Origin of the sequence: Dokdonia sp. Hel_I_53 (assembly GCF_007827465.1) — a bacterium.
GTDB lineage: Bacteria > Bacteroidota > Bacteroidia > Flavobacteriales > Flavobacteriaceae > Dokdonia.
On the sequence record NZ_VISL01000001.1, the window covers coordinates 2734649 to 2755466 of the forward strand.

A 20818-nucleotide genomic window follows, 5' to 3' on the forward strand; every position below is an offset into this window, starting at 1 on the left:
GCTTACCATAATAATTAGATAAAGGTTTAGGTTAGTTGCGCTTTCGCGAAAGCGTAATTTGACCTAAACCATTTGTCGTATAAGATGGTTGCCTTAATTGTAACTCGATGTTTCTTGATTTTTAATCGTAGTAAAAAATCAAATTTTGAACTTGCTAAGGGGCAAGTTTAGTTCTAATCAAATTCCGTTCGTTGATGATGCAAGATGCAAAACAAGGAGAAAGAATCAGTTTCTCATCGGTAAAGAATAGACCTGACTATCCAGACTTTTTGGATATTCAAGTAAAGTCTTTCCAAGATTTTTTCCAACTGGAAACCAAATCTGATGAGAGAGGTGATGAGGGTCTTTACAATACTTTTTTAGAGAACTTCCCAATTACAGACACTCGTAACAATTTTGTACTCGAGTTTTTAGATTATTTTGTAGACCCACCAAGATATTCTATACAAGAGTGTATAGAACGTGGTCTTACCTATAGTGTGCCTTTAAAAGCACGTCTAAAATTATACTGTACTGACGAAGAACACGAAGATTTTGAAACAATAGTTCAAGATGTATATCTTGGAACAATCCCATATATGACTCCTAGTGGTACATTTGTGATCAACGGCGCAGAGCGTGTTGTTGTATCTCAATTACACCGTTCTCCAGGGGTATTCTTTGGACAATCGTTCCACGCAAATGGAACAAAATTATATTCTGCTCGTGTGATCCCATTTAAAGGATCATGGATAGAATTTGCTACCGATATAAATAGTGTAATGTATGCTTATATCGATCGTAAGAAAAAATTACCAGTTACTACGCTTTTCCGTGCTATAGGTTTTGAAAGAGACAAAGATATTCTTGAGATCTTTGATCTAGCAGAGGAAGTAAAAGTATCAAAAACTGGACTTAAAAAATATCTTGGTCGTAAACTTGCTGCTCGTGTTCTTAATACATGGCATGAAGATTTTGTAGATGAAGATACAGGTGAAGTTGTATCTATTGAGCGTAATGAAATTGTGCTTGATCGTGATACTGTTTTAGAAAAAGAGCATGTAGAAGAAATTCTTGAGGCAGGCGCTAAAACTATCTTACTTCATAAAGAAGATAATCAGCAGGCAGATTATGCGATTATCCACAACACGTTACAAAAAGATCCAACAAACTCTGAAAAAGAGGCTGTTGAACATATTTATAGACAACTACGTAATGCTGAGCCGCCAGATGAGGAAACAGCACGTGGTATCATCGATAAGTTATTCTTCTCAGACCAACGCTATAACTTAGGTGAAGTAGGTCGTTATAGAATGAATAAAAAATTAGGTCTTGATATCGAGATGGATAAGCAAGTGCTTACAAAACTTGATATCATTACTATCATTAAGTATTTAATAGAGCTGATCAATGCAAAGGCAGAGATTGATGATATTGATCACTTATCAAATCGTCGTGTACGTACTGTAGGAGAGCAACTTTCTGCACAGTTTGGTGTAGGACTTGCACGTATGGCTCGTACCATACGTGAGCGTATGAATGTGCGTGACAATGAGGTTTTTACACCTATTGATTTGATTAACGCAAAGACGTTGTCTTCTGTGATTAATTCTTTCTTTGGTACAAATCAGTTGTCTCAATTCATGGACCAGACTAATCCACTTGCAGAAATTACGCATAAGCGTCGTCTTTCTGCTCTTGGACCTGGAGGTTTATCTCGTGAGCGTGCTGGTTTTGAGGTGCGAGATGTACACTATACACATTACGGTAGACTTTGTCCTATTGAAACACCAGAAGGTCCAAATATTGGACTTATTTCTTCACTTTCTGTATATGCAAAAGTGAATAATATGGGATTCATTGAGACTCCATACCGTAAAGTAGAAAATGGTAAGATAGATTTAAAATCTGAACCGCAATATTTAAGTGCAGAGGAGGAAGAAGGTAAGTTGATTGCACAAGCAAACAATCCAATGACGGATGACGGAGCTATTACTGACGAAAAAGTAATTGCTCGTATGGAAGGTGATTTTCCTGTTGTAGATCCAGATACGGTTCATTATGCAGATGTTTCTCCTAATCAAATTGCATCTATTTCTGCATCATTGATTCCTTTCTTGGAACATGATGATGCAAACCGTGCATTGATGGGATCAAACATGATGCGCCAGGCAGTACCACTTATTATGGCAGATGCTCCTATTGTAGGAACAGGTCTCGAGCGTCAAGTGGCTACAGATTCAAGAGTTCTTATCAACGCAGAAGGTGAAGGTACCGTTGAGTATGTAGATGCAAATATGATCACGATTAAGTATGATCGTACAGATGATGAGCGTCTAGTAAGTTTTGATGATGATAATAAGTCTTATAACCTTATTAAATTCCGTAAAACGAATCAAGGGACAAATATCAATTTGAAGCCTATTGTTAAGGTAGGTGATAGAGTTTCTAAAGGTCAAGTTTTATGTCAAGGGTATGCTACTGAAAAAGGTGAGCTTGCACTTGGACGTAATATGAAGGTAGCCTTCATGCCTTGGAAAGGATACAACTTTGAGGATGCGATTGTAATCTCAGAGAAAGTTGTACGTGATGATATATTTACTTCTATTCACGTAGATGAATATTCGCTAGATGTACGTGATACAAAACTTGGAAATGAAGAGTTAACTAATGATATTCCTAACGTTTCTGAAGAGGCTACAAAAGACCTTGACGAGCATGGAATGATCCGTATTGGTGCAGAAGTAAAACCTGGAGATATATTAATAGGTAAGATTACTCCTAAAGGAGAGTCAGATCCTACTCCAGAAGAAAAACTTCTTCGTGCGATATTTGGTGACAAAGCAGGAGATGTAAAAGATGCTTCTCTTAAAGCGTCTCCATCTTTACACGGTGTCGTTATAAATAAGAAATTATTTGCACGTGCTATTAAGGACAAACGTAAGAGAGCTAAGGATAAAGAGGATATAGCAGTACTAGAAGATCAGTACGATGTGAAGTTTGACGATCTACAAGCAGTTTTAATTGAAAAATTATTCAAACTTGTAAATGGTAAGACTGCTCAAGGTGTTATGAATGATCTAGGTGAAGAAGTTCTTCCTAAAGGAAAGAAATTCACGCTTAAGATGCTTAATTCTGTAGACGATTATACACACCTCACGCAAGGTACTTGGACTACAGACAATGCAACTAATGCATTGGTTGCAGATCTTTTACACAATTACAAGATTAAAGAAAACGATCTACAAGGAAACTTACGTCGTGAGAAATTTACAATTTCGGTAGGAGATGAGTTACCAGCTGGTATCATCAAACTTGCTAAAGTGTACATTGCTAAAAAACGTAAGCTTAAAGTAGGAGATAAGATGGCAGGACGTCACGGTAACAAAGGTATTGTTGCCCGTATCGTTCGTCAAGAGGATATGCCGTTCCTAGAGGATGGAACTCCAGTAGACATCGTATTGAATCCACTAGGGGTACCATCACGTATGAACATTGGTCAGATTTATGAGACCGTTCTTGGTTGGGCAGGTCAAAAACTAGGTCGCACCTATGCTACACCTATTTTTGATGGAGCGACACTAGATCAAATTAATGCGCTTACAGATGAGGCAGGGATTCCACGATTCGGACATACCTATTTATATGATGGTGGAACAGGAGATCGTTTTGATCAACCAGCAACCGTAGGAGTTATTTACATGCTAAAATTAGGGCACATGGTAGACGATAAGATGCACGCGCGTTCTATCGGGCCATACTCACTTATTACGCAACAACCTCTTGGAGGTAAAGCGCAATTTGGAGGTCAGCGTTTTGGTGAGATGGAGGTTTGGGCTCTTGAGGCATATGGAGCTTCGGCGACATTGCGTGAGATCTTAACCGTAAAATCTGATGACGTAATCGGTCGTGCTAAGACGTATGAAAGTATCGTAAAAGGAGAGCCTATGCCTGAGCCAGGTCTTCCAGAATCTTTCAACGTATTGATGCATGAACTTAAAGGACTCGGACTAGACATTCGTCTAGAAGACAAGTAAATAGTTTTTGGGAAGCGGATTCTCTCTAGGGATTCCGCTTTCGCGAAAGCGTAACAACAACTATTTACAACAATATTTAATTCGACATATTAGAATTATGGCAAGAAATAATAATCAAGTAGAACAACCGAAGTTTAACGCAATTTCCATAGGTCTCGCATCTCCAGAATCAATCTTGGGAGCGTCTAAAGGAGAGGTGTTAAAGCCGGAAACGATAAACTATCGTACGCACAAACCTGAGCGTGATGGTTTATTTTGTGAGCGTATTTTTGGCCCTGTAAAGGACTATGAGTGTGCTTGTGGAAAATATAAAAGAATACGCTACAAAGGAATCGTTTGTGATCGATGTGGGGTAGAGGTGACAGAGAAGAAAGTGCGTCGTGACCGTGTAGGACACATCTCGCTTGTAGTGCCGGTAGCACACATTTGGTACTTCAGATCTTTACCAAATAAAATAGGATACTTACTAGGTCTTCCATCTAAGAAATTAGATATGATCATTTATTACGAGCGTTACGTGGTTATTCAACCAGGTATAGCAAAGAATGAAGAAGGTGAGGAGCTTAACAAAATGGATTTCCTTACAGAAGAAGAGTATTTAAATATTCTTGATAGTCTTCCACAGGAGAACCTATATCTTGATGACGAAGATCCAAACAAATTTATCGCCAAAATGGGTGCTGAATGTTTGATCGAACTTTTAAGAAGAATTGATCTAAACGAACTTTCTTACGAGCTACGTCACAAGGCAAACAACGAAACTTCTAAACAACGTAAAACGGAAGCACTTAAGCGTCTTCAAGTTGTTGAGGCGCTACGTGATGCAAACAAAAACCGTGAGAATCTTCCAGAATGGATGATTATGAAGGTTGTACCAGTAATTCCGCCAGAATTACGCCCATTGGTGCCACTAGATGGAGGACGTTTTGCAACTTCAGATTTAAATGATTTATACCGTCGTGTAATTATACGTAACAATCGTTTGAAGCGCTTGATGGAAATCAAAGCTCCAGAAGTAATTTTACGTAATGAAAAGCGTATGCTACAGGAATCTGTAGATTCACTTTTTGATAACACTCGTAAGTCATCGGCTGTAAAAACAGATTCAAACAGACCATTAAAGTCATTATCAGATTCACTTAAAGGTAAGCAAGGACGTTTTCGTCAAAACTTACTTGGTAAGCGTGTAGATTACTCTGCTCGTTCTGTAATTGTTGTAGGACCAGAACTTAAATTATTTGAGTGTGGTTTACCTAAAGGTATGGCAGCAGAGCTTTATAAGCCATTTGTAATACGTAAGCTTATTGAGCGTGGTATTGTAAAAACTGTAAAATCTGCAAAGAAAATAATAGATAAAAAAGAGCCAGTAGTTTGGGATATCTTGGAAAATGTTCTTAAAGGACATCCAGTACTCCTTAACCGTGCTCCTACGCTTCACCGTTTAGGTATACAGGCATTTCAGCCTAAACTTATCGAAGGTAAAGCGATACAATTACACCCATTAGTTTGTACGGCATTTAACGCCGATTTTGATGGGGATCAAATGGCAGTACACTTACCGTTAGGGCCAGAAGCTATTCTTGAGGCGCAACTATTAATGCTTGCTTCTCACAATATTTTAAACCCTGCAAACGGTGCACCGGTAGCAGTACCTTCTCAGGATATGGTTTTAGGTCTTTACTATATGACAAAGGCCAGAAAATCGACTCCAGAATTTCATGTTAAGGGTGAAGGAATTACTTTTTATTCTGCAGAGGAGGTAAATATCGCTTATAACGAGAAAAGAGTAGACATTAATGCTATCATAAAGGTAAGAGCATTAGATTTTAACGAGAATAAAGAATTAGTATATCAAGTAATTGAGACTACTGTAGGACGTGTACTTTTTAACGAAGCTGTACCAAAAGAAGCTGGTTATATTAATGAAGTACTAACTAAGAAGTCACTACGTGATATTATTGGTGGTATTTTAAAAGTAACTAGTGTACCAGCTACGGCTGCATTCCTTGACCGTATCAAAACGATGGGTTATGGTTTTGCATTCCGTGGAGGGTTATCTTTCTCACTCGGGGATATCATTATTCCAGCTGAGAAACAATCTATGATTGACGAAGCTAATGAGCAAGTAGAAGGTATTACAGGATCTTATAACATGGGTCTTATTACTAATACAGAACGTTATAACCAAGTTATTGATGTATGGACATCAACTAACGCGACACTTACAGAGCTTTCTATGAAGCGTATACGTGAGGATCAGCAAGGATTTAACTCGGTATATATGATGCTTGACTCTGGAGCACGTGGATCTAAAGAGCAAATACGTCAGCTTACAGGTATGCGTGGTCTAATGGCAAAACCTAAGAAGTCTAACGATGGAGGTGGAGCTATTATTGAAAACCCGATTCTTTCTAACTTTAAAGAAGGTTTATCAATTCTTGAGTACTTTATTTCTACGCACGGTGCGCGTAAAGGACTTGCAGATACCGCTCTTAAAACGGCAGATGCAGGATACCTAACACGTCGTCTTGTAGATGTATCGCAAGATGTTATTATAAACAGTACAGATTGTGGTACGTTAAGAGGTGTAGAAGTAGCTGCTCTTAAGAAAAATGAAGAAGTAATAGAGAAATTAAGCGCACGTATCGTGGGTCGTACTTCTCTTAATGACGTTATCAACCCTCTTACAAATGAAGTAATTGTTGAAGCTGGTGTGGAGATTACAGATGATCTAGCAGATTTAATTGGACAAGCGCCTATTGAAACTGTAGAAGTTCGTTCTGCACTTACGTGTGAGGCTAAGAAAGGAATTTGTGTAAAATGTTACGGTCGTAACCTAGCTACCAACAAAACGGTACAAATGGGCGAAGCTGTAGGAGTTGTTGCAGCACAGTCTATTGGAGAGCCAGGAACTCAGCTTACACTACGTACCTTCCACGTTGGAGGGGTAGCAGGAGGTGTGTCTGAGGATAACTCTGTGACTGCAAAGTTTGATGGAAAACTTGAAATTGAAGATCTCAAAACTGTAATGGGAGAAGACAATGAAGGAAACCCAGCAGAGATTGTAATTTCAAGAACATCTGAAGCTAAAGTTACAGATCCTAAGACAGGAATAACACTTAGTACAAATACAATTCCTTACGGTTCTCAACTTTTTACTAAATCTGGTAAAGTTAAGGCGGGAGAGGTTATCTGTAAGTGGGATCCATTTAACGGAGTTGTAATTTCAGAATTTGCAGGAAAAATTAAGTTCGAAGATATTGACCTTGGTGTTACATATCGTGTAGAAACTGATGAGCAAACTGGTTTCCAAGAAAAAGTTATTTCAGAATCTAGAGATAAAAAGAAGATACCAACATTAATCATAGAAGACAGCAAAGGGAATGCACTGCGTTCTTACAACCTACCAGTTGGCGCTCACTTAATGATTGATGACGGTGATAAGATAAAAGAAGGTAAGATTCTTGTAAAAATACCTCGTAAGTCTGCAAAGGCTGGTGATATTACAGGAGGTCTTCCGCGTGTAACAGAACTTTTTGAAGCTCGTAACCCATCTAACCCAGCAGTAGTTTCTGAGATAGACGGTGTGGTTTCGTTCGGAAAAATTAAGCGTGGTAACCGTGAGATTATTGTTGAGTCTAAACTTGGTGAAGTGAAAAAATACTTAGTGAAGCTATCTAATCAAATTCTTGTACAAGAAAATGATTATGTACGTGCCGGTATGCCACTTTCTGATGGTTCTGTTACTCCTAACGACATTCTTAATATTAAAGGGCCATCTGCTGTACAGCAGTATCTCGTAAACGAAGTACAGGAAGTATATCGTCTACAAGGGGTTAAGATTAATGACAAGCACTTTGAAGTAGTAGTACGACAGATGATGCGTAAAGTTCGAATTCAAGATCCAGGAGATACGATCTTCCTAGAAAACCAATTGGTTCATAAGGATGACTTTATCGAGGAGAATGATGGATTGTACGGTAAGAAGGTAGTAGAAGACGCCGGAGATTCAGAAACGCTCAAAGCTGGTCAACTAGTAACTCCTCGTGAGTTGCGCGATGAGAACTCATTACTAAGAAGAGAGGATAAAAATCAAGTTACGGCTAGAGAAGTATCTCAAGCAACAGCTTCACCTGTACTTCAGGGTATTACGAGGGCATCGCTACAGACGAAGTCATTTATCTCTGCAGCATCCTTCCAAGAGACAACAAAAGTATTGAACGAAGCAGCTGTAGCTGGTAAGGTTGATATGCTAGAAGGCCTTAAGGAGAATGTAATTGTAGGTCACAAGATACCAGCTGGTACTGGTATGCGTCGTTATGATGATATTCTAGTAGGAAGCAAGGAAGATCTTGAAAATATGATGGCAGAAAAGCAAGAGGTTAACTATAACTAATTGTTTTAAGTACGCTTTCGCGAAAGCGTAAATAACTTAAAATCCCGTTTAACAGCTGTTAAGCGGGATTTTTTTATAAAAAAAATTCTTCTACTGAAAGACAATCGGTATCTTTCTAGAGAAGAAAATAATTCATTAAAAAATAAAATTTATGAGCCCCTATTGCGCTCAACGATTTAAACATAATTATGGCAGATCAAAAAAAAGAACAAAATAATCAACAGGGAAAGATAAATATTGAACTAGATGAGGCAATGGCACAAGGAACTTATTCAAATCTTGCTATTATAAATCATTCAGTATCAGAATTTGTGGTGGATTTCGTGAATATCATGCCAGGAACCCCAAAAAGCAAAGTTAAAAGCCGCATTATTCTAACTCCTCAACATGCAAAAAGATTGGCTAAAGCACTGGCTGAAAATGTGAAACGTTTTGAGAACGCACACGGAGCTATTAAGGATTATGAAAAAAATCCTATCCCTGTAAACTTTGGGCCTACCGGTCAAGCATAATATTTAAAAAAAATGGTATTGGTGTACGTCCTTGTAATAAAATTGCAAGGACTTTTTTGTTTTATACAGTTGCTACTTTTAGTGGTGTTATATAACTAACAAGTCGCATGTTTTTGAGCTTTAAAAAACTACGATACGTGTTAAATATAAGTGAGGTTTACCAGATAAAAGTGTAGTTTTTGAATTGTTAAAATTATTGTAACTTTGAGTATGTTTAATAATTAAAATGTCTTTTATGTCAGTAATGATAGGGATTCATAAAGATAGACTCTATTGGTGTAAATGTTAACGTTTTTGATTAAAATTTAAATATTGAAGGAAAGAAAGCATATAATAGTAGCTGTTGGAGCTAGTGCAGGAGGACTGGATGCACTCAATGGATTTTTCGATAATGTAGTTGAAAATGCAGATTACAGTTATATTATTATACAACATTTATCTCCAGACCATAAAAGTTTAATGGCGGAACTACTTGCAAAAAAGACAAATGTTCCCATAGTTGCTGTGTCTAATGATTCTGAGATTAAGAGAAGTCATATTTATGTGATACCTCCTACGATGAATTTAATAATTGAGAACAATCATCTTATACTTCTCGAAAAGCCCAAATCTCAAAAGCTGAATTTACCTATAGATATGTTTATGGAATCTCTATCCAAGGCCTATGGTAAATCTGCAGTTGGAATAATTTTGAGCGGTACAGGTAGTGATGGTACAAAAGGAGTAAGAGCTATAAAAGAAGCTGGAGGTGTTGTATTTGTACAGCAGCCAGATGAAGCGGGTTTTGATGGAATGCCTACTAGCGCAATTGCTACTGGTGTTGTTGATTACATTCTTCCTGCGGGAGAGATGATTGATGAAATTTATCGTTATTTTCAAGACGATGACCTTGCTAATTTTGAAAGTGACATATCTAATGCAGATTTAGAGTTACTTCGTGAAATTTTAAATATTTTACACAAGCAGACAAATATTAATTTTAACTATTATAAAAGGCCCACTATACTTAGACGTACTGAGCGTCGTATTAAAACTCTTAAAATGGACGGCTTTGAGGAGTATTTAGGCTACCTTAAAATACATCCTGACGAAATTGAAATTTTATATAAAGAGTTTCTAATTGGGGTTACAAATTTTTTTAGAGATCGAAAAGCGTGGAATCTGTTGGAAACAGAAACGATACCTGAACTTGTAAATTCAAAAAGTGATGGTGACACCTTAAAAGTGTGGGACGTTGCTTGTTCCACAGGAGAAGAGGCATATTCTCTAGCAATTTTGTTTGAAGAAGAAATACAAAAGCAGGATAAAGATATTTTATTAAAAATCTTTGCGACTGATATTTCTGAAGAGCATATTAAAATTGCCAGCCTAGGTAAGTTTAAAAAAGACATAGAATCAAATATATCACCTAAAAAACTAGATAAGTATTTTGTAGAGGATGGTGAAGGTTATATCATAAATCCAGATCTCCGTAAGCGTATTATATTTTCAAATCATGATATTCTCAAGGATCCTCCATTTAAGAATATGGATATGGTGGCATGTAGAAACTTATTGATTTACCTAAAACCAGATGTTCAATCTGCTGTGTTACATACGTTGCATTATGCACTGAGAATTAATGGTGTCATGTTTTTGGGCTCAAGTGAATCTAATACTGCCCTACGTAATTATTTTAAGACGGTAAGTGAAAAGTTTAAGATTTTTAAAAACATTCATGTTTCAGAACGCTTACATAGTGAATTATTAACCTCTAATTTAGATAAAAGTAATTTTATGCTTTCGCGAAAGCAAAAGAGCCCGGTAGAAGTGAGTAAAGAAACTTTTTCTGAAGATGTTAAGTCAACTATAAGTAATACAATTATTAATCAGTTTGATGTAGCTAGTGTTTATATTGATTCTGATTTTAAGGTTATTGATGCAATGGGATCATTCTCAAAATATGCAGAATTACCTTCGCAGGGCTTTACATTAGACCTTCTTAAAATGCTTCCAGACTCGATAAAAACTGCCGTGAATTCTGGAGCGAGAAAGGCTAGAAGATCAAGGAAAGATTTTATTTTTAAAGATGTTATCACCCAAAAAGCAGGGAATGATACAGTAATCGATGTACTTGTAAAGCCCGTTTTCCATACTAATGATGAAATCTGTAATTATGTAATTACCTTCATTGAACAAGAGTTGAATCCAGACCTTATATTCCAGAGGGAATCTTTAAATTTTTCCAATAAGACAGATGAAAGAATTACTGATTTAATCGAAGAGATTGAGGAAACTCGTTCTGAATTGAAGAAGGCGCTAGAAGATGCAGAAACAAGTAATGAGGAACTACAAACACTTAATGAAGAGTTATTAGCTTCAAACGAAGAACTTCAAAGCACAAATGAGGAGCTTCAAAGTGTAAATGAAGAGTTACATACTGTAAATGTAGAGCATGTAGAAAAAATGGATGACCTAGCGATGCTCAATGCAGATATGGATAACCTTTTGAATAGCACTCAAATAGCTACAATTTTTTTAGATCGTGGCTTAACTATTAGAAAATTTACACCCTCAATACAACAACATTTTAAGCTATTGAAGCAAGATGTAGGACGGCCTATAGATCATTTTTTAGTACAATTAGGAGATGGTAAAAAATTGACACTCAAGGAGAAGATTGAGAAAGTCATGAAAAATGGCAATATCAATGAGGTTAATATAACTAACAATGAGGGCAAAACTTTTATACGAAGGATATCTCCCTTTTACACTAATTTCAGGAAAATAGAGGGGGCAGTTATTACTTTTATTGATATTACTAAAACTGTAGAGTCACAAAATAAATTAAAGGAAAGTCAGAAAAAATTTAAAGAATTTTACGAAAATGATCCTGTCATGCATGCGAGTGTGGACCCTTCCACTGGACAGATCTTAGAGTGTAATAATATATTTATTGATACCCTAAAATTAGATTCCAAAAAAGAGGCTATTGGTAAGCGTATTTTTAATTTTTACAGCGATGAATCCAAAACTAAAGCTCTTAAGCTTTTGGACCAGATCCAAAAGACAGGATTTGTAGAAGGGGAACAAATGACTATGATCAACACAGAAGGTGAGGAGATTCCAATTATTTTAAACTCTGAGTTAGTCATCCCTGATGTTGGGCCAAGTTACACTAGATCAACCCTTGTAGATATATCAGATTTACAGAAAGCACAACAATTAATGTATGATAAAAATGCAGAGCTTTTACGTATAAATAGTGATCTAGAGCAATTTGTTTCTATCTGTTCACATGATTTGCAAGAACCATTAGGTACTATAAAATTTAGTAGTGATGTAATTCTAAAGAAATTTGGAACTGACCTTGAGCCTAAGGTTACTGAATATCTTGGTTATATTTATGGTGCGGCTGGACGAATGGCAGAACAAATAAAAGGATTGTTAGAGCATAGTCGTATAGGTCAAGACCTAGAGCGTACCCAAGTAGACGTAGAGGAGCTTTTAAATATTGTAGAGTATGATTTAGGTAAACGTCTAAAAGAATGTAATGGAAAGCTTCACGTAGGAAAAATGCCAGTGATACAAGCCTATAAAGTGGAATTGCGTTTATTGTTTCAAAACCTAATAGGTAATTCTTTAAAATATTGTAGGGAAGGTATTAATCCAGAAGTAAGAGTTTCTGCCTTTGAAGACGGTGATTTTTGGACTTTTTCTATTAGTGATAATGGGATAGGTATAGCAGAGGATGATCTTGAGAATGTTTTTAAAATCTTTGGCAGAGCGGCAACACAACACAAGTATGAAGGGACTGGAGTGGGGCTTGCTCATTGTGAAAAAATAGTAAAATTACACGAAGGAACTATATGGGCAGATTCACAAGTAGGTGTGGGTAGTACATTTTATTTTAAAATTAAAAAGTAATTTATTATGGAAAGCCCCTCATCTTTATACCCGAAAACAGTTGATTTGACTAATTGTGATAAAGAACCTATTCATATTTTAGGTTATATCCAGTCTCATGGCATGCTCATTGTCTTTGATAAGAGCAGTTTTGAAATTGAGAGAGTTTCTGAAAATGTACTAAATAATTTTTCGCGAAAGCGTGATGATTTATTGCAATCTAATTTATTTGATAGCCTTACTATCGATGAAGCAGACGAAATAAAAAGTTATATAAATAAGAAAGAGACTTATGCTCTTGAACTTACCATTGAAGGATTTTCCTTTAATGGTATTGTGCATTATGATAATGATCTAGTTTACTTAGAGCTAGAAGGGGCTACATTAACAAAGAACAGAGAAATCCCACAGAGCCATTTATCTGATATTGTTTCAGAATTGAGTGATGCGACAGATGTTGCTCACATGTGTGATGAAGCTGCGGTTTTAATAAAAAATCTACTCAACTATGATAGAGTTATGATCTATCAATTTGATGAGAACTGGAATGGAAAAGTGATTTCTGAAGCTCGAGATAGCAATCTTGAAAGTTGGTTAAATATGTCATATCCAGCTACAGATATACCACAACAGGCGAGGAAATTATTTTTAAAGCAAGGTGTTCGTATTATAGTGGATGTAAACGATGAGCCGGTTAAGGTTGTACCTGAATTAGACGTTAACGATAAACCGCTCGACTTATCCAGATGTGAATTACGCGCAGTATCTCCTATACATATTGAATATCTTAAGAATATGGAGGTAGGCGCAACGCTTACAGCTGCGATTATAAGCAACGGGGAACTCTGGGGATTAATTGCATGTCATCATTATAGTCCGAAATTTATTTCCTATTACAAGAGATTATCAATAAAATTTTTGACACAAGTATTTTCAACTCAACTCACTTTAAGAGATTCTAATCGTGTTTTAGGTAAAGTAAACGAAGTCTCTAAAAATCGCGGTATTCTAGTAGAGCAAATGAGTAATGGTTGGGATGTACACAGTGGTTTGACTACAATCAATGGTCATACCTTACTTTCTATTAATGAATCTACTGGAGGTGCCATTTTGTTGGAGGATAAATTATCTGTTGTTGGAGAGACCCCAGAAGAAAAAGAAATTCAAAATCTTATAGATTGGATTTATAATAGAAAAGATGGAGTGTTGTTTCATTCTAAAAGTTTACCTAAAGAATATGATGCAGCTGTAAATTTTTCAGGAGTAGCATCGGGAGTGCTGTGTTTGTTTTTTTCAGAAAATAAGAAGGATTGTTTATTATGGTTTAAAAAGGAATCTAAGCAAACCATCTCATGGGCTGGTAATCCTGATAAACCCGTAGATGCTACAGCAGGAACATTGAGTCCAAGAAAATCTTTTGAAAAATGGAATGAAGAGCAGGTTCATACTTCTGAGTCTTGGAAAGATTATGAAATAGCATCTGCAAAGGCACTAAGAGAAAATATTTCAAGTGTAATTTTAAATAAATATGAAGAAGTAAAAAGTCTCAATGATAAACTTAATGAGGCTTATAAAGACTTAGAAACGTTTAGTTATAGTGTATCTCACGATTTGAGATCTCCATTACGGGGTATTGATGGTTTTGCACAAATAATAAAGGAAGATTATTATGATACTCTCGATGACTTTGGAAAATCTGCAATAGAACGTATTATTAATTCATCGAATAAAATGAATGCCTTAATTGATGATATTCTTGAATTTTCTACGTTAGGAAAGGAAGAGATTAAGTTTATTACAATTCATATGGGTGAAGTCGTTTCTGAGGTCATAGATTTCATTGATGCACGTACAGCGTATCCTGATACTCAAATTGATATCCAAGAAAATTTTCCAGAAGTAAAAGGAGATAAGACAATGTTGTTTCAATTGTGGAACAACCTTATTTCAAATGCATTAAAGTATTCTAGCAAATCTGAGAACGCTATTGTTGAGATTGGTTTTGAGGAAAAAGAGGATTCTATCGTATTTTACGTAAAAGACAATGGTATAGGGTTCGATAGTAAGCATTCGGAAAAAATATTTGGAGTATTTAATAGGTTGGTTAGTGAAGAATATCAAGGCACAGGTATAGGATTATCTATTGTCAAACGCGTTATTGATAGGCATAATGGTACAATTTGGTCAGAAAGTGAAGTTGGTGTTGGAACAACTTTTTATTTCAAACTGCCTAGTATTGAAAATTATAATTCTTAGTTGTAAATTCACGAGCGAATTGAAAATTTAAGGAATTACATACACATTTCATATTATGATGAAGTAGCATACAAACAAGTAATATCAATATAATGCCACTATTGTGGTTTGTTTTAAAAATACACCCATGAATATATCTGATTTGCATATACTTTTAGTTGAGGACACAACTTCTGATGCAGAGTTAATCAAAAGACAAATTCATAAAATAGATAAGGATATACAAACACAAGTTGTAGATAATTTATCTGATTTAAAAGTTACGATTGCAACTTTTAACCCACAAATTATTTTATCAGATTATAACCTACCCACTTGTACGGGGATGGATGTTTTGAAGGTAGCAAGGGAAAACTCTCCTAGTGCCACCTTTGTTTTTCTTACGGGCACTCTTCAAGATGAAGAACTAGCGGCAGAAACTATATTAAACGGAGCAGACGGATTTATTCTAAAAAAGCATATAAATGATTTAGTCAGCAGACTTAAACCTTTTATTGAAAAAGTGCGAAACAAACCTAACATTGTTCAAGATGCTCAAAATCGAATAAAAAAGAGCTCTGATCTGATTAGCAATATCAAGGAGTACATGGAAAATATTAATAACGAAAATATGACGCATCAAGAACGCCTTGATAAGATTAGACTTCACCTCGATAATATAAAAAAATCCCTTTGATACTAGAAAAACTTAAGGCAGATACCTTTGAGATCCATAAAGAGGTAGAAAAAGACAATCTTGCAAAATTCATAATGGATGAGTCTATTACTCAAACACAATATGAAATTCTTTTAAGACAAAATTTTAAGGTTTATAAAGCCGTAGAAGACTTTGTAAATTCCCATTATGATATTTTGCCTCAAGAACTAAAAGCTTTTACAGGTTATGAAAAAACAAATAGACTTGCAAAAGACATAAATTCTTTTTCCAATTTACCATTGCCTCAACCTTATAAAATTGCCAGTAATAGAGATCTCGCTACTGTAATTGGACTTCTTTATGTAATTGAAGGTTCTATGTTGGGAGGGATGATGATGTCAAAAAAAATTCAAAGTTGCGCCCACCTATCTCATATAGATACACATCATTTCTATCACTCTAATGTAAAGGAAAGCGCAGCAAGATGGAAAAACTTTAAAGCTGTTTTAACTTCTATTACATTTTCAGATCAAGAGTCTGAAAATGCAGTAGCAAGTGCAATGAAGACTTTTTCGCTATTTCAAGAGTCTTATAAGTCTAAAAATATATAGCAGGCATACAGAATTGTCGAATTCCTTTTTTAAGCAAAATTAAATTTAACATTAAGAATAGTACTATGAAATCATATAAACTAAAAATCGAACAAGTTGATGATTTTGTTCCAGAACTGGCAGATGCATTTGGTGTTAATTTCACAAATAATTTTGGAGAATTTTCAGTAGAGGTTCCGGATCATATAGGAGAAGGTACTATTAAGGGTATAAATTTTCCTAATGGGATAGGCTTGCATATCATTCAATGCGAAATGAAGGATGATACAGAGTTTTACTTTAAAAATAATGCTATCAATTCCCTCCGTTTTATCTATTGTATGAAAGGGGTAGTGGGTCATAAATTTTCCAGTTCAACTGAGGAAACAACCATTAGAAGAGCAGAACACCTTATAGCCGCGGCTAGATATAATGAAGATCAAATGTATATCATTAAAAAGCAAACCCCAGCGATTATTTGTTATTTGGAGCTCGATAAAATGAAATTTCAAAAACAGTTATCTTATGATTTGTCAAAAATAGACCCTGTTCATTATCCACTTTTTGCAGACGTAAACGCACTTACACAAATTTGTAATAAAGGCTACTATAGTCTTCAAATATCTGATATTATTGATGATATTCTTACAAATGACGATGTAGGATTAGTGCGCACAAATTACTTAGGAGCAAAAGCGCTAGAGTGTACTTCTTTAATGCTCAAATTATATAAAGAAGACTCCTTACAAGGAGGAAAACGTACTACACTACGTTTATCAGATTTAGATAATGTTGCAGCTGCAGTACAGTATATTCAGAAACATATATCAGACTTGAGTACAATACCAGAAATAGCAGAGGCTGTTGGTATAGAATCCTATAGGCTGCAAGATGGTTTCAAAAGAAATTATGGGGTAACTGTAAATGATTACATTAAAGATTACCGTTTAAAGAGAGCACTTGCAATGCTCACAGCAGAAGATATGAATGTATCTGAGGTTGTATATGCTTTAGGGCTATCTAGCCGAAGTTATTTTTCCAAAATTTTCAAAGAAAAATATGGCATAAGTCCATCTTCTTTACGTAAAAACCCTGAAGAATAATTATCAAAAAAAAATAGGTGTCTATAATAATTCAAGGTTGTTTGTCTAGAGATATGGTGCTCCAAGCTTCTGGCTTTCCAGAAAACTTTGTTTTAGTTTGAGACCAAATATTCTTGAAAAACGCAGAGTTTCGATAATTTTCTAAGTCCTGTATGCTTCTCCAGTGGCTATGTGTAAAAAATATACACACATCATCTGTATCTTGTAATAATTCTAAATACTCACAACCATCAAAGGAGCGAATGGTTGATTTTATTTCTTCAAAATTTATTAGAAACGAAGAAATCTCGCTTTCGCGAAAGCGTAATTTTACCAATCTTACAATCATTTTTCACTAAAATTTATAAGTATGATATCTCTGTAAGTAAGTCCAAAAAGTGTTGATGCACTTCCTACTGTATTAGGGTTACTTTTGTATATAGCAAGCTCTATGTAATTTCCAGAATTAAATATGGCAAGTTTCTTTCCTTCCTCTTCTCTCTTTCCTTTTTCCTTGTCAAAATTTATAGCATCACTATAAGTATTGTAAATTTTTGTGATTTCAACTCCTCTTGCAACCATCTTAAACGTACGTCCTTTTCCCACTTCGTCAAAAAGTTTCTTTGTGATAGTACTCACCACATTACCATAATTGTCTATATATATTACACTTCCAGAAATTTGGTTGCGAGCGTTGTTTACCACAGGGCTGATGCCTGTGAGTTGGCGTATTTTTTCTATAGGTTTTCCTATAACTCCTAATGTACCACCACGAGCAATGTGACAAGCAGCTTTTACAAACACATCTAATACTGTGAAATTAGTCTGAGTTCGAGAGTGTATATTAATTTCAACTTTCTCCTCTGGGACAATATCTTTTGTGAGCAAAGAAATGATCCCATTATTTGCACATATGAAGTAATGACCGTCTAGCTTTACGGCAATATGATTATTTTCTGGGGTAAGTTCACTATCTACTCCTATAATATGGATCGTTCCTAGTGGGAAATTTTTATAAGAATTCTGAATTATATAAGCAGCCTCTCTTAAATGAAACGGAGATACAGAGTGAGATACATCAACTATGCGTACCGTCTCTAACTCAGAGTATATTGCACCTTTTACAGCACCTGCAAAGTGGTCCTTCTCCCCAAAGTCTGTCGTAAGAGTTATAATTTTCATTAGAATGTATGAGTTACGCTTTCGCGAAAGCGTGCAATACCACCACTACTTATTTACAAACAATTGTTCATTAATTCTTACCACAGCGTTATGTTAATTAGCCTTTAAACTCCCTAAAAAAAGCGTATTTTGGTATAGTATTTTATGAAAAGTGTTTATACAAACAAATCTAAAATAATTTAACCAAGTAACTCACCTACCAATGAAGTTTTACAAAACTATTTGGTAACAAAATATTCTGCCTTTTGAACGAATTAATCTTAGAACTTTCAGAGATAAACCCGCGCGAATTTTTTGGACAGCGCAATCAAAATATTGAGCTATTAAAACAATATTACCCTAAGTTAAAAATTGTAGCAAGAGGTAATAAAATCAAAGCATATGGAGATGAAGATCTTCTAGAAGAATTTGATAGACGTATGGAAATGCTTATGGAGCATTTTGGGAAGTATAATAAATTAGATGAAAACTCTATAGAACGTGTCTTAACGAGTGTAAGTAAGGCAGACTATGAAACTCCAGTTGAGAGTGGAGAAATTCTTGTGCACGGTGTTAGTGGGAAGCTTATCAAACCGCAAACAGCAAATCAACGTAAGCTTGTAGAGCTTTCAAAAAAAAATGATCTTACTTTTGCTATAGGTCCTGCGGGAACAGGCAAAACATATGTAGGTGTTGCTCTCGCTGTAAAGGCGCTTAAGGAAAAACAAGTAAAACGAATAATTCTTACCAGACCAGCGGTAGAGGCAGGAGAGAATCTTGGTTTTTTACCAGGAGACTTAAAAGAAAAATTAGACCCTTACATGCAGCCGCTATATGATGCATTGCGAGATATGATACCGCATGAGAAGCTAGAGACATTTATTGAAAAGGGAGTGATTCAAATTGCACCTATGGCATTTATGAGAGGACGTACGTTAGATAATGCTTTCGTCATTCTTGACGAAGCTCAAAATACCACTCATGCGCAGATGAAAATGTTTTTAACACGTATGGGGCGCAATGCAAAATTCATGATAACGGGTGATCCTGGTCAGATAGATTTGCCTCGTCGTGTAACTAGTGGCCTTAAGGAAGCATTGCTTATACTTAAGACAGTAAAAGGTGTGGGAATGATTTACTTAGATGATAAAGATGTGGTGCGTCACCCTCTTGTTAAAAAAATGATTGCCGCTTACCGCGAAATTGAAAATAGGAATGACTGATTTTGACTTGCAATAGTCAATTAACGGAACCAAAATTTTTATTTTTGACTTTTATTTAAAGCCTTTTTTACAATTGGTATTGCTTTTGTTTACTAACCACTAATGATCAATTTTTGTGAATACTATTATAGACACTAATTTTAATTTTCCAGGACAGCAATCACTTTACAAAGGCAAAGTGCGAGAAGTCTACACTTTAGAAGATGATCTGCTTTTAATGGTGGCAACAGATAGGTTGAGTGCTTTTGATGTAGTAATGCCAAAAGGAATTCCTTACAAAGGACAGATTCTTAATCAAATAGCTACTAAAATGATGAAGGATACTGAGGATATAGTTCCTAACTGGCTGGTTGCTACACCAGATCCCAATGTGGCTATAGGTAAACGCTGTGAACCATTTAAAGTAGAAATGGTGATAAGAGGTTATATGTCTGGTCACGCTGCTAGAGAGTATAAACAAGGAAAGAGATGGCTTTGTGGTGTTGAAATGCCAGAGGGTATGAAAGAAAATGATGCATTTCCTACTCCTATAATAACACCTGCAACAAAAGCAGAAATGGGTGATCATGATGAAGATATTTCTCGTGAGGAAATCTTAAAAAGAGGAATTGTTTCTCAAGAGGATTATATTATTTTAGAAGACTATACACGGAAGCTTTTTGCTAGAGGAACTGAGATCGCTGCATCTAGAGGCCTTATTCTTGTAGACACAAAATACGAGTTTGGAAAAACTGCACAAGGCGAGATTGTACTTATAGATGAAATACACACTCCAGATTCTTCTCGCTATTTCTATGCAGAAGGATATGAGGAACGTCAAAATAAAGAAGAGCCACAAAAACAACTTTCAAAAGAATTTGTAAGACAATGGCTTATTAGTAATAATTTTCAGGGATTGGAAGGGCAGACCGTGCCAGAAATGAGTGATGCATATATACAATCAGTCTCAGAGAGATATATTGAGCTATATGAGAATATTACTGGGGAAAATTTTCACAAAGCAGATACAGAAAATATACAGCGGCGTATAGAAAATAATGTGTTAGCCTATTTAAGCTAA

At 35.6% G+C, this 20818-nt stretch carries 12 protein-coding genes; 10 read left to right on the forward strand and 2 right to left on the reverse strand.

Annotated features, from left to right (window positions below; translation table 11 throughout):
- Positions 1–194 precede the first annotated feature (194 nt).
- From rpoB to OD90_RS12390, 8 genes are all read left to right on the forward strand, one after another.
- Positions 195–4016, forward strand: a complete 3822-nt coding sequence (gene rpoB / locus OD90_RS12355; RefSeq protein WP_186434762.1) for a DNA-directed RNA polymerase subunit beta — start codon at positions 195–197, stop codon at positions 4014–4016.
- A 97-nt stretch (positions 4017–4113) separates the two neighbouring features.
- Entirely contained in the window at positions 4114–8412 is a 4299-nt protein-coding gene (rpoC, locus tag OD90_RS12360) for a DNA-directed RNA polymerase subunit beta' (RefSeq protein WP_144669710.1), read from the forward strand.
- A 188-nt stretch (positions 8413–8600) separates the two neighbouring features.
- A complete protein-coding gene (locus tag OD90_RS12365) occupies positions 8601–8924 on the forward strand; it encodes a DUF3467 domain-containing protein (RefSeq protein ID WP_144669465.1) in 324 nt (107 codons plus the stop codon).
- A 312-nt stretch (positions 8925–9236) separates the two neighbouring features.
- Positions 9237–12830 carry a chemotaxis protein CheB gene (locus OD90_RS12370; protein ID WP_261374514.1) on the forward strand — a complete coding sequence of 1198 codons (3594 nt, stop codon included), beginning with the start codon at positions 9237–9239 and terminating at the stop codon, positions 12828–12830.
- A gap of 6 nt (positions 12831–12836) precedes the next feature.
- Positions 12837–15065 carry an ATP-binding protein gene (locus OD90_RS12375; protein WP_144669467.1) on the forward strand — a complete coding sequence of 743 codons (2229 nt, stop codon included), beginning with the start codon at positions 12837–12839 and terminating at the stop codon, positions 15063–15065.
- Between the two features lie 127 nt (positions 15066–15192).
- Positions 15193–15741 (forward strand): response regulator, encoded by a 549-nt coding sequence (locus OD90_RS12380; RefSeq protein ID WP_144669468.1) that lies wholly within the window; start codon positions 15193–15195, stop codon positions 15739–15741.
- Entirely contained in the window at positions 15738–16313 is a 576-nt protein-coding gene (locus OD90_RS12385; RefSeq protein ID WP_186434763.1) for a biliverdin-producing heme oxygenase, read from the forward strand. Before OD90_RS12380 ends, OD90_RS12385 begins: the two co-directional genes overlap by 4 nt.
- Before the next feature lie 65 nt (positions 16314–16378).
- Complete coding sequence (locus OD90_RS12390) at positions 16379–17395, forward strand: helix-turn-helix domain-containing protein (protein ID WP_144669470.1); 1017 nt, start codon at positions 16379–16381, stop codon at positions 17393–17395.
- 31 nt (positions 17396–17426) lie between these two features.
- Here OD90_RS12390 and OD90_RS12395 read toward each other — a convergent pair whose 3' ends face one another.
- Together OD90_RS12395 and OD90_RS12400 are read right to left on the reverse strand one after the other, a co-directional pair.
- Positions 17427–17723, reverse strand: a complete 297-nt coding sequence (locus OD90_RS12395; RefSeq protein ID WP_144669471.1) for a putative quinol monooxygenase — start codon at positions 17721–17723, stop codon at positions 17427–17429.
- On the reverse strand, positions 17720–18556 hold the full coding sequence (locus tag OD90_RS12400) for an S-adenosyl-l-methionine hydroxide adenosyltransferase family protein (protein ID WP_144669472.1): 837 nt from the start codon (positions 18554–18556) through the stop codon (positions 17720–17722). Before OD90_RS12400 ends, OD90_RS12395 begins: the two co-directional genes overlap by 4 nt.
- Before the next feature lie 245 nt (positions 18557–18801).
- Between OD90_RS12400 and OD90_RS12405 the strand changes: the two genes are divergently transcribed.
- Together OD90_RS12405 and OD90_RS12410 are read left to right on the forward strand one after the other, a co-directional pair.
- Positions 18802–19758, forward strand: a complete 957-nt coding sequence (locus OD90_RS12405) for a PhoH family protein (protein ID WP_144669473.1) — start codon at positions 18802–18804, stop codon at positions 19756–19758.
- Positions 19759–19873: 115 nt separating this feature from the next.
- Positions 19874–20818, forward strand: coding sequence for a phosphoribosylaminoimidazolesuccinocarboxamide synthase (locus OD90_RS12410; RefSeq protein WP_144669474.1), 945 nt, complete (start codon positions 19874–19876; stop codon positions 20816–20818).

What these genes read in the sequence shown, in the direction of transcription:
- rpoB (WP_186434762.1), top strand. Translation starts at nt 195, where the DNA reads ATGATGCAAGATGCAAAACAAGGAGAAAGAATCAGTTTCTCATCGGTA.
- rpoC (WP_144669710.1), top strand. Translation starts at nt 4,114, where the DNA reads ATGGCAAGAAATAATAATCAAGTAGAACAACCGAAGTTTAACGCAATT.
- OD90_RS12365 (WP_144669465.1), top strand. Translation starts at nt 8,601, where the DNA reads ATGGCAGATCAAAAAAAAGAACAAAATAATCAACAGGGAAAGATAAAT.
- OD90_RS12375 (WP_144669467.1), top strand. Translation starts at nt 12,837, where the DNA reads ATGGAAAGCCCCTCATCTTTATACCCGAAAACAGTTGATTTGACTAAT.
- OD90_RS12380 (WP_144669468.1), top strand. Translation starts at nt 15,193, where the DNA reads ATGAATATATCTGATTTGCATATACTTTTAGTTGAGGACACAACTTCT.
- OD90_RS12390 (WP_144669470.1), top strand. Translation starts at nt 16,379, where the DNA reads ATGAAATCATATAAACTAAAAATCGAACAAGTTGATGATTTTGTTCCA.
- OD90_RS12395 (WP_144669471.1), bottom strand. Translation starts at nt 17,723, where the DNA reads ATGATTGTAAGATTGGTAAAATTACGCTTTCGCGAAAGCGAGATTTCT.
- OD90_RS12400 (WP_144669472.1), bottom strand. Translation starts at nt 18,556, where the DNA reads ATGAAAATTATAACTCTTACGACAGACTTTGGGGAGAAGGACCACTTT.